Source organism: Bradyrhizobium sp. i1.15.2 (assembly GCF_040548425.1).
GTDB classification, from domain to species: domain Bacteria; phylum Pseudomonadota; class Alphaproteobacteria; order Rhizobiales; family Xanthobacteraceae; genus Bradyrhizobium; species Bradyrhizobium canariense.
This window is the reverse complement of sequence record NZ_JBEPRQ010000016.1, coordinates 138,810-150,086: the sequence shown is the minus strand read 5'-3', so window position 1 is coordinate 150,086 and position 11,277 is coordinate 138,810. Positions and strand designations below refer to the sequence as shown.

At 64.4% G+C, this 11,277-nt stretch carries 7 protein-coding genes and 1 pseudogene; 3 read left to right on the top strand and 5 right to left on the bottom strand.

Annotation, left to right across the window (positions count from 1 at the left end):
- Window positions 1-1,542: pseudogene (locus ABIB80_RS25780) on the bottom strand (glutamate synthase subunit alpha); the annotation flags it as partial.
- A gap of 492 nt (window positions 1,543-2,034) precedes the next feature.
- Between ABIB80_RS25780 and ABIB80_RS25775 the strand changes: the two are divergent.
- Window positions 2,035-2,781, top strand: a complete 747-nt coding sequence (locus ABIB80_RS25775) for a hypothetical protein (protein WP_354128683.1) — start codon at window positions 2,035-2,037, stop codon at window positions 2,779-2,781.
- A 227-nt stretch (window positions 2,782-3,008) separates the two neighbouring features.
- Here the strand turns inward: ABIB80_RS25775 and ABIB80_RS25770 are convergent, their stop codons facing one another.
- The gene (locus tag ABIB80_RS25770; protein ID WP_007597127.1) at window positions 3,009-3,470 is read right to left on the bottom strand and encodes an Hsp20 family protein; all 462 of its coding nucleotides are present in this window, start codon (window positions 3,468-3,470) and stop codon (window positions 3,009-3,011) included.
- 219 nt (window positions 3,471-3,689) lie between these two features.
- On the opposite strand from ABIB80_RS25770, the gene ABIB80_RS25765 reads away from it, so the two are divergent.
- A complete protein-coding gene (locus tag ABIB80_RS25765; protein WP_007597126.1) occupies window positions 3,690-4,637 on the top strand; it encodes an alpha/beta fold hydrolase in 948 nt (315 codons plus the stop codon).
- Window positions 4,638-4,833: 196 nt separating this feature from the next.
- Here ABIB80_RS25765 and ABIB80_RS25760 read toward each other — a convergent pair whose 3' ends face one another.
- Window positions 4,834-7,599 (bottom strand): di-heme-cytochrome C peroxidase, encoded by a 2,766-nt coding sequence (locus ABIB80_RS25760; protein ID WP_354128682.1) that lies wholly within the window; start codon window positions 7,597-7,599, stop codon window positions 4,834-4,836.
- A 175-nt stretch (window positions 7,600-7,774) separates the two neighbouring features.
- Window positions 7,775-9,571, bottom strand: a complete 1,797-nt coding sequence (locus ABIB80_RS25755) for an adenylate/guanylate cyclase domain-containing protein (RefSeq protein WP_354128681.1) — start codon at window positions 9,569-9,571, stop codon at window positions 7,775-7,777.
- Window positions 9,572-9,817: 246 nt separating this feature from the next.
- Between ABIB80_RS25755 and ABIB80_RS25750 the strand changes: the two genes are divergently transcribed.
- Complete coding sequence (locus tag ABIB80_RS25750; protein ID WP_354128680.1) at window positions 9,818-10,450, top strand: LysE family translocator; 633 nt, start codon at window positions 9,818-9,820, stop codon at window positions 10,448-10,450.
- 6 nt (window positions 10,451-10,456) lie between these two features.
- Here ABIB80_RS25750 and ABIB80_RS25745 read toward each other — a convergent pair whose 3' ends face one another.
- A complete protein-coding gene (locus tag ABIB80_RS25745; RefSeq protein ID WP_354128679.1) occupies window positions 10,457-11,209 on the bottom strand; it encodes a sulfite exporter TauE/SafE family protein in 753 nt (250 codons plus the stop codon).
- Between the last annotated feature and the right edge of the window lie 68 nt (window positions 11,210-11,277).

The following is an 11,277-nucleotide window of genomic DNA, read 5'->3' as shown; positions in this document are numbered from 1 at the left end:
CAGGATGGTGATGTCTTCCTGGCTGTAGCCGAACGCCTGCTGGCGATCGAGCAGCGACAGGTTGGAGCGCACGCCGGTGGTCGGCACCTTCGGCAGCTCTTCCAGCACGATCTGGGTTCGCTCCAGCCACTCGGTGTAGGGATGGCTCCTGGCGAGCTCGGCCTTGATCTCGTCGTCGGGGATCAGGCGGCCCTGCTCGAGGTCGACCAGCAGCATCTTGCCGGGCTGCAGGCGCCACTTGGTGATGATCTGGTCCTCGGGAATCGTCAGCACGCCCATCTCGGACGCCATCACGATGCGGTCGTCCTTGGTGACGAGATAGCGCGCCGGACGAAGGCCGTTGCGGTCGAGCGTGGCACCGATCTGGCGGCCGTCGGTGAAGGCGATCGCGGCGGGGCCGTCCCACGGCTCCATCAGGGCGGCATGATATTCGTAGAAGGCGCGGCGCTTCTCATCCATCAAGGGATTGCCGGCCCACGCCTCCGGAATCATCATCATGACGGCGTGCGGCAGCGAGTAGCCGCCCTGCACCAGGAATTCGAGCGCGTTGTCGAAGCAGGCGGTGTCCGACTGGCCTTCGTAGGAGATCGGCCAGAGCCGGTTGATGTCCTTGCCGTACAACTCGGAGCTCACCGAGGCCTGGCGCGCCGCCATCCAGTTGGTGTTGCCGCGCAGCGTGTTGATCTCGCCGTTATGCGCGATCATGCGGTAGGGATGCGCCAGCGACCACGCCGGGAAGGTATTGGTCGAGAAACGCTGGTGAACGAGCGCCAGCGCGCTCTCGAAATCCTTTTCGTGCAGATCGGGATAGTACTTGCCGAGCTGATCGGCGAGGAACATGCCCTTGTAGATCACGGTGCGGCACGACATCGAGCAAGGATAATAGCCGGCGAGGCCGCGGTCGCGGCGCTGATAGATCGCTTGCGAAATCGACTTGCGCAGGATGTAGAGCCGGCGCTCGAAATCGTCCTCGGTCTTGGCGGTGCCGTTGCGGCCGATGAACACCTGCATGCAGGCGGGCTCGGTCGGCTTCACAGTGACGCCGAGCGAGGAATTGTCGGTCGGCACGTCGCGCCAGCCGAGCAGCGTCAGGCCCTCTTCCTTGATCTGGTCGGCGATGATGCTCTTGATGACGTTGCGCCAGGCGGTGTCGCGCGGCATGAACAGCGCGCCGATGGCGTATTCGCCGGGATTGGGCAGCGCGAAGCCGAGTTCCTTCGCCTTGCGGCTGAAGAAAGCATGCGGGATCTGCACCAGAATGCCGGCGCCGTCACCGGCGCGCGGGTCGGCGCCGACGGCGCCGCGGTGCTCGAGGTTGCACAGGATGCTGAGCGCGTCCGCGACGATCTCGTGCGACTTCTTGCCCCTGATGTTGGCGATGAAGCCGACGCCGCAGGAATCCTTTTCCAGGCTCGGATCGTACAAGCCTACGGCCGGCGGGCGTGAATTGTGTTCCTGAATCGGATCACTCGTTTTCGAGGCGACCGTCGCCGACAGTTGCTCTGCCACGATGTTTCCGCGCTCGACTTGCGACCCGTTCATGTCCTCGTCCTCTCCATGCGGCAAGCTGCCTCACCGCCATCTTCGGCGCACCTTGGGCGTCCCGCGGCACCCGCTTCTGGGTCACCGCTCGTCCGCTCGCGAGCCGCATTTTCTTAAATTCAGGCCAAGGCGTTCTTCGTCCCCGAGAACGGCTTTGCCTGTTGCCTTCTTGGCGCTCGAAAGCACCGACTTTCGTTGCAATCCCTATGCCGGAACCGCAAGCAAAATTGAGACAGTCTTCCTGTCCTAACCGCCACCTTGCCAAATTTTTGTCTATCACACAAGCGCGCGCAAGTCCCGATTCCCCATAGATCAATCGATCCCTTTCCAAAAGTTGCGCGGCCCCGCTTTTGAAGCAAACGCGCCCTGATCCGGCCCCGCCGACGCCGGAATCCCCAATGAAGCTTCTGATCAACCCTTCGGAAGCCGCGCCACGCCGCAAGAAGCGAAAGAGTGCGATCCATCCGGGGGCCTGACAGGAGCGTCTCGATCATGAAGTTTTTCACAGGATGGATGGCTGCCGCCGCGCTGGCGCTGGCCCCGACCGCCGCACAAGCGCAAGTTCCAGCGCGAGGGGCGATGATCGCGGTCTCGGATTTCGACGGGCCCTATGCGCCGCCGGAGGCCGCGCCGCCCCCGCCGCCGCGCTATGGCTATGGCTACGAAGAACGCGGGCCGGCCTCGGTGCTGCTGCCATCGACCGAGGTCTACGCGGTGCTGCGCGAAAACGGCTTTTCTCCATTGGGCATCCCGCGCCTGCGCGGCGGCGTCTACACCATCGCGGTGATTGACCGCCGGGGCGAGGACGGCCGGCTGGTGATCGATGCCCGCGACGGAAGGATTTTGCGCTTCATGCCGGCTGCCGACGCCTACGGTATGGCGCCGGGCTACGAGCAGCCTGCGGTTGCGCCTTACCGCCCGCAAAGCGCGCTACCGCCGCCAACCATGATCCGCAATGGTCCGCCACGCCCACCGGCCCCGATCCCACATGTCGCCAGCCGCTCCGTCCCGCTCCCGAAGGCGGCTCCGCCACGCGAGGCGCCGGTCGCCGCCAAGCCAGCCGAACCCGCGGCGGCGCAGGCAGCGCAGGCTCAACCTACCACGCAGACCGTGGCGGCCGTGCCGGCAAAGCCCGCTGAGGTCCCACCGCAAGCCGCCGCGCCGACCGTAGGTCAGGCCAAGCCTGCCGCGACGATCCTGCCGACACAGGAGATGCCGGCGGCACAAGGGCTGGACTAAGCGTGGGCGTTTGATGCGGTGGCCCGCATCACACCAACGGTGTCGCCCTGGCGAAGGCCAGGACCCATACCGCGAGGTCCCTCGGTTATTCGTGGTAGGAGTACCGAACGGCAAGTCTTCGCCACACTACTCCCTGTGGTTATGGGTCCCGGCCTTCGCCGGGACGACATAAAAAAACGCCCCGGGGCACCGGGGCGTTTTCGCAACTTGGAAGTGGCCGACGTGATTTACGCGGCTACCGAGTTCTCGATCACCTGTGCGCCTTGCGCACCGGTGTTGATCGCGATCTGGCGGGGCTTCTTCGCTTCGGGAATCTCACGGACGAGATCGACGTGAAGCAGCCCGTTCTCGAGCGAGGCGTTCTTCACTTGCACGAAGTCGGCAAGCTGGAACGCGCGCTCGAAGGCACGCGCGGCGATGCCGCGGTACAGCACTTCGGCCTTCGAGTTCTCGTTGGCGACTTTCTCGCCCTTGATCGTCAGCGTGTTTTCCTTCGCGACGATGGAGAGCTCATCCTTGGCAAAGCCCGAAACCGCAACGGTGATGCGGTAGTCGTTCTCGCCGGTGCGCTCGATATTGTAGGGGGGATAACCGGGGCTGCCGTCCGAACCGGCCTGGTCAAGCAGGTTGAAGAGGCGGTCGAAGCCGACGGTGGAACGGTAGAAGGGGGTCAGGTCGTAGGTACGCATGGTCAAGTCCTCCATTGAGCGACTGTTGGTAACCCGCCCGCCAATCGGGCCGGGCTTTCGTCTGTGTGCAGCCTGATGTTCCGGTTCCGAAACACTGGTAGCGGCCTGCACCAAGGTGATATGGGTTGAGGAGAACGGCGTTCAAGAGGGCGGATACTTAGCCTTTTCGGCGCTCCCGCCCCCTGATTTGCAGCACTTCGTGCCCAAGCCCTCCTCATCATGACGCTGGTCTCGATACCATCCAATCCCGTTCCCGAAGACGTCGTCAGCGGTACCATCAAGACCCCCGATGGCGTCGAGCTGCGCTTTGCGCGCTGGGCGCCACCGGCGAACCGCAAGGGCACGGTCTGCGTCTTCACCGGGCGCAGCGAGCAGATCGAGAAATATTTCGAGACCGTGCGCGATTTGCGCGACCGCGGCTTTGCGGTGGCGATGATCGACTGGCGCGGGCAGGGCCACTCCTCGCGCCGCCTGCGCGATCCGCGCAAGGGCTATGTCCGCGACTTCGCCGATTTCGAGATCGACGTCGAGACCTTCGTGCAGCAGGTGGTGCTGCCGGATTGCCCGCCGCCCTTCTTCGCGCTCGCCCACTCCATGGGCGGCACCGTGATGCTGCGGGTGGCGCATGCGGGCAAGCGCTGGTTCGACCGCATGGTGCTGTCGGCGCCGATGATCGACCTGCCCGGCCGCGCCACCTCGTTTCCGGCGCGGGCTCTGCTGAAGACGATGCGCGTGTTGGGAATGGGCGGCCGCTATGTCCCCGGCGGCAGCGACCAGATCACCGGGCTCAATCCCTTCATCAACAATCCGCTGACCAGCGATCCCGTGCGCTATGCGCGCAATGCCGCCATCCTGGAGGAGGATCCGACTCTCGGGCTGGCGTCACCGACGGTCGCCTGGGCCGATACCGCTTTCCGCGCGATGAACACCTTCAGGGGCAAAAACTACCCGTCCGAGATCCGTCAGCCGATCCTGATGCTGGCGGCCTCCAGCGACACCGTGGTCTCGATCGCGGCGATCGAGGAGTTCGCCTATCATTTGCGCGCCGGCTCCCATCTCGTGATCGCCGGCGCCAAGCACGAGATCCTCCAGGAGCAGGACCGCTACCGTTCCCAATTCTGGGCCGCCTTCGACGCCTTCGTGCCGGGCACGCCGCTGTTCAAGTGAGGATTTGAAGTGAATGGCTGCTGCGCGCGAGGTGCGCTCCCTCGCCCCGCTTAGTTCGCGAGACCCTCATGGTGAGGAGCGCGGAACGCGCGTCTCGAACCATGAAGGCCCGGCTCTCGCCCGCGGCCATCCTTCGAGACGCCCGCTTTGCGCGGGCTCCTCAGGATGAGGGCGGCCTGCTTGGGACAGAGCTCGACTACAGCGTCTTGAGATACTCGATCAGATCGTAGCGCTCGTTGTCGTCCTTGAACACGCGGCCGATGACGCCGGGACGTTTTTCCTCGCCCGGTTTGCGCTCGAAGGAATGGCCGAGCACGCTGTTGCCCTGGATCGGATCCTTGTCCGACCCCGCCGAGAACTCGGTTTCACCCGGCTTGCACTTCTCGTTGGCGGTGACCGCAAAGCCGACGGTTACGGGATCATAGTCGCGGCGGCCCATGCAGAATTTTTGCGGGCGCTCGCTTGCAGGCTTCAGCAACCAGTAGAGAGAGGGCACCGAACCGTTGTGCAGATAGGGCGCCGTGGCCCAGATGCCGTTCAGCGGCCGTGCCCGATAGCGTGCCCCACCCACCGGATTGAGGCAGTTCTTGCGCGCGAGATTCCACAATTTCGCCCGCTCGGCGTCCGGAGTCTTCTCGTCGTCCATCCATTTGCGGGCGACGAGATCCACCACCGTCATGAGCCCCAGCGCATACACCATCTCGGTCGGCGAGCTCTCGGTCGAGACGTCGCATTGCCACCATTTCTGGAGGTCGGCCGTATTCACCTTCAGGAAGCCGGGCAAATCGACGATCCTGTTGCTGAGCACGAGCGACTGTTCGGGATCCGTCTTGATCTCGTCGAGGGGGATCGTCACCGCGTTCAGCACCTTGCTGTCGCCGCTCGGCTCCCAATGTCCCGAAGACCAGAAAGCCGGGGTGTCGATCGCCGGCAAATGGCATCCGGAACACATCTCAGCGTAGATCTTGCGGCCATTCTCGACCTTCTTCTGATCGAGCCTCCAATTGTCGCCAAGGATCTGCGAGGGCCATTTCGGCGCCAGCAGGCCGCCGAACTTCAGACCGGCGGAGGGATCTGCCGTCTTGAACGGATCTGGCCCCCTGAGCATGTCCTCGATCCAGCCGAGCGTGTTGATATGAACGGAGGACCGCCACAGCCTGTCCTCCGGGTAGGCGTCGGACAGGTTGAGCAGCGCCGTCACGCCGAGGGCTTCGCCGGCGTTGCGGATCAGCGGCTGCTCGATCGAGGCGTCGTACTGGGCGAACTTGAACCAGGGCACGGTCCAGATCGGGGGATAGCTGACCGGGGCGTCCTGGGCGTGCAGGTTCTTCTCGAAACCCTTAAGCCCGCTCAGCGCGAGATCCTGCGAAAAGACTTGATTGCCGATGCGATTGAGGGCGTCGAGGCGACCGAACCCTTCCTCGGTGTCACTCTGCTGCCGGCCGTTCCAGGTCTTCTTGCCTTCAATCGTCTTTTGCTGGGTTTGCGCCCAGTCGATCAGGAAGTTGCCGATCGCGCTGAGCTTCTGCTTGAGCGCGGCGCGGTCAGCCTTGCTGGCATCGGGGCCGAGCACGCGATCGGCGAAGCGCTGGAAGCGGAACGGCACGTAAAGCGTGTAGGCGATCGACAGGCCGGTGGAGAGCTCGAGCTTCTTCAGATCGGTCATGGCCGGACCGCCGTCGAAACGCACGTCCACGCCCTGGTAGTGGATCTGGCCGGTATGGCAGGCCGCGCAGGTCAGTCCGATCTTGTCCTCTTCGCGATGGCCGGTCGCGGGATCGATGACACCGGTCATCCGTGCGAAGCCGACCGGCAGGCCATCGACGTTCTCTGTCGGCGTCCACCTCGTCGACCAATCCGGCACCTGCGTCGTCTCGTAGACATTGGCGTAGCCGAAGCGGCGCAGTGACGTCGCGTCAGTCTGGATCGACTGCGGGCTCGGGATGAACCCGAAGCGCTCGAGATAGGCGCTGTCCGTCATCATGCCCGGCCGCGAGAACAGATGCAGGCGCGGCTGCTCCAGGGCCATGAACCATTCATAAGGCACCGGGAAGGTCGCTGTGCCCTGGCTGGCATGGTGAAACCAGTGCCTGTCCTTCAGCGACCAGTTCTGTTCGAGCCAAAAGGCCGCCTTCGTCTCGGGGACCGTGGGCAAGGGCGGCGGCAGGAGATTCACGAGAATTCCCTTTTGCGGCAGCATGGCACGCACGTGGTCGGGGAATTCGGCGACCGCAACGAGCAAGGCGAGACCGAGGGCGACGAGCAGGGCCGCAACCTTGAGGGCGCCTCGCACCACGCGCTGGCAGGTCGACAGCACCGGCTGCGAGACGAGCCGCTGATTGATGCGAGCAGGGAATTGCCGCTCGTTGAACAGAGTGCGCACGTCGGCCACGCTGAGATAGCGGTCCTCACCCGCGCCCTTGCCCACGATCTTCAGGAGGATCGGCCATTCGAACTTCATCAGCAGGGGGTAGTACCAGCGCGCGGCGCTGCCGGCGCGCTTGAGGTTGTCGCGCATGAAGACGCCGATTTCCGAGGCGTTGAGACCGGGCTCGGAGCCGCCGCCGTTCGGATCCTGGTAGGTCCGGCCGAAGCTCGCAAACCGCGCAAGCTCGTCCTCATCGACCGTGCCGTCGACGCCGAGCACGCGCGAGCCGGCACCGCGCTTGTCGAGAGGGCCGCCACGCAACGCGTCGAGCTGCGCGCCCGAAAATATGCTCTTGAGGACGTGACCAAGACCGTTGGCGATAAGCGCGACGCCGCGGACCTGGATGCGGGCCGAGACCTTCTTCAGCCCGGTCTCGCCGCTTGCATTCGCGATCGTTTGCGACAGCGTGCCGAGCGGGACGGTTCCACCGTCAACAAACCCCTCGCCGACGAGGCCGCGCAGGAATGGACAGGGATTGTTCGGCGAGACCTGGATCGAGGGGGCGAAGGGGGGCTTCGGAGCGGAGTCATGCATGGCCCAAAATCCTGAAAACGGCGAATCGTGAAATACAGACGCGGCGATAGAGCGCGGAAAGTCCTGACAAACCGACAACACGTTATACTACTTCAGCGTGTAGCGGAGTGTGGCTGAATTCACTGTCGTGTCAATAAAGGCGGAGGGGACATTGCCGCGTGGCCGCGGCTGGCCCTCAGGATTCGGCGACGCGTTTGACGTCGCTCAAGACCAGGGTCAGTTTGCCGAGCGGCACGCCCGCATTCAAGAGTCCGGCGCGGTAATGGGCGAGGTCCTCGGGCCGCTTCCAGTGGAAATTGCGCAAATGGCGGTCGACATTGAGTGTCGGGTAATTAGCCATGAGCACGCGGGTCGCCTCGACCGCCTCGTCGCCCCGCCCCAATTGCGCCAGCGCCGCGGCGCGGATTGCCAGCGCCTGCAAATGGTTCGGGTTGATGTAGAGTTGCTCTCGAGCCCATGACAGGGTCGCGTCATATTGGCCCAGCAAATAATGGCTGAAGGCGTTCAGTGCGGCCCATTGGTAGCGCGGATCGCTGTTGTCGCGCTGTGCGGCCATCGAGAACAGCTCGATCGCCTCGCGGTGCTCGCCGACGGCGAAATGGCAGATGCCGAGCACGCCGCGCGCGCCGTTGTCGTAGGGGTTGAGCGCGACGGCGCGTTTGGCGGCATCCATCGCGGCCTCGTAATGGCCCTCCAGCGCGTGGGTCCAGGACAGGATCGAGAACGCAAATGACGAGCGCGGGTCGAGCCGGACGCTGGTTTCGGCAAGCTTCATCGCCTCGGCCCACATCTCGCGCGTGCCCTTGACCCAGCCGAAATGGATACTCTGGATCTGGATCGTGGCGAGATAGGCATGCGCAATCGACAGCTTGGGCTCGAGCCTGATGGCCTCCCGGAACAGGTCGACGGCGATGGCCAGGTCTTCCTTGGTTTGCCGATAATAGTGCGACAGCCCTTTGAGGAAGCGGTCCCAGGCGGTGACGTCGGTCGACAGCCGCGCCGGCGCCGAGGCCTCGGCCCGGACGATCTCGGTGGCGATGGCGGCGGACAGGTTGGTGGTGATCTCGTCCTGCATCGCGAAGAGATCGCCGATGTCGCGGTCGTAGCGGCCTGTCCAGAGCTGCTCGCCGGTCTCCGGCGCGATCAGCTCTGCGGTGACGCGGATCTTGGCTCCGGCACGCCGCACCGAACCCTGGATCAGATAGCTAGCGTCGATCTCCCGCGCGATCAGGCGGGTGCTGACGTTGTTGCCCTTGAACACGAAGGTCGAGTTGCGGCTCAGCACGCGATAGAAGGATTGCAGCGACAGCGCGTGAATCAAATCTTCGGTCAGGCCATCGGAGAAATACTCGTCCTGGGCGTCGCTGAGATTGGCAAAAGGCAGGACGCCGACGATCGCGGTGCGGTACTGCTGCGAGAGGGCGGATGCCTCCCTCAGCGCGGGCGCAAGCGCCGGTGCACCCTCAGGCGTCCAGGTCCAGACCCCGATCGGATCCTTGATGTTCTTGAAGCGGTGGTTGCCGGCATCGACCAGCGGCACGGTGAGATGCTTGCCGGCCTCCTTGTAGGCCTTGGCCGAGATCGCGAAGCCGCCGGGGCTCGCCACGGCTTCGAGGCGGACGGCAATGTTGACATCGTCACCGAAGACCTCGTCCTCGTCGGCGATGACGTCACCCATGTGGATCCCGAGGCGGAACTGCATGGCGCGATCGGCGGGCAAATGGTGATTGCGCTCCGCCATCAGCGTCTGCATCGCGATCGCGGCCTCGGTGGCGCCGACGATCGAGGGGAATTCCAGCAGGAAGCCGTCGCCGGTGTTTTTGACGACGCGGCCGCCGTGATTGAGGATGATGGGGTGGATCGCGCTGCGATGGGCCTTGAAGGCGGCATGGGTGCCGGCCTCATCGGTGCCCATCATGCGCGAATAGCCGGCGACATCGGCGCAGACAATGGCAGCCAGACGTCTTTCCATATTCCGGAGCTCCAAGAGACTTGCAAGAGACTTGGAAGAGATCGAGGACCGGCCACGGCGTGGCAGTCGCCTCGAATCCCGCATTCAAAGAACCCGTTCCTTATAGAGCAGATGAGGCCGAGCGAAAGTACGAACCGCATTGCAAATTCGAGGTAAATCCTCGGCAATCCCGGCAGTGGACGGGGACGAGCGTACCCACTAAGCCGGCCTCTTGGGCCACGGTTGGGCGGCGGAGGTACGTCACACATGCTGGGCATTCACGAAATCTGGCTCTTCGTCCTGTCGGGCGTGCTGCTCAACATCACGCCGGGGCCCGATACGGTCTATGTGATCGGCCGCAGCATGCAGCTGGGCTGGCGAGGTGGCGCCGCGGCCGCGCTGGGCATCGGTTGCGGCTGCTTTTTCCATGTCGCGGGCGCCGCGATCGGGCTTTCGGCCCTGCTGATGGCCTCATCGACCGCGTTCTCGATCCTGAAGCTGGTTGGAGCGGCCTATCTCGTCGTGACCGGGCTTCAGATGCTGTGGTCGCGCCCGGTGCCGGCCTCGGCCATCGACGAGCCGGTGCAGAGCTCGCTGCGGAGGGTATTCCTCCAGGGCGTCTTCACCAACGCGCTCAATCCCAAGGTCGCGCTGTTCTTCCTGGCCTTCCTGCCGCAATTCGTCGCAGCCGACTCGGCGCACAAGCCGCTCGCCTTCCTGACGCTCGGCCTGATCTTCATCTGCACGGGAACGCTGTGGTGCCTGGTGCTGGCGGCGTTCGCGGCAAGGGCCGCCCACCGCCTGCGGAGCTCCGAAGGCGCGATCGCCTGGGTCAACCGTGCCCTCGGCGGCCTCTTCATCTATCTCGGCGTCCGCGTCGCCATGCTGGAGACGCGGTAACGTCTTTTACGCGAATTCCTTCAGCAGCGCGCTGCCGGCGAGATAGAGGCCGAGCAGGATCATCGCGATCAGGAACCAGCGGCGAAACGCTTCCGCCGGCATCCGCGCCCGCACCGTTTGGCCGATGTACATGCCGGCAAACGCGCACGCCATGCCGACGGCGCCCGGCACCGCATTGGCCGGCGTCAGCAATCCGCCCGCGGTGAGGTTGAAGGCGAGCGCCAATGTCGCCGTCGTGAAGAACACGCCGAGCGCCTGCACCAGCTCGTCCTTCTCCATGCCGATCGCCTGCATGAACGGCATCGAGGGGATCACCTGCACGCCGGTCGAGGCCGAGATCACGCCGGTGACCACGCCGACCACGCCGCCGACCCATTTCTCGTTCTTTGGCGCAACGTGGAACTGGAATTTGTTCAGCCCGATGATCGCGTAGACGACCAGGAGCACGCCGAGCACGATCGTGCCGTAGCGCGCATGCGGGCCGGTGAGCGCGCCGGCATTGAGCCAGCACCCGATCACGGTGCCGATCATCAGCGGCCACAGCCGCCGCAGGATGTCGCGCAAATGGGGACCGACGAAAGTCTGCCAGATGTTGGTGACGATGGCGGGCACGATCACGATGGCGATCGCGCGGCTCGGCGCCATGCTCACGGCGAGCAGTCCCATGGACACCGTCGGCAGGCCAAGCCCGACCACGCCCTTGACGAAGCCGGCGAGCAGGAAGATGGCGGCGATGAGAATGAGGAGCGGGTCGATCATATCTGCACATTGACCGATGCCGCGCGTCGGCACAATCTGTAGCTTACGGAGAAAGCCTTCGTCCGGAG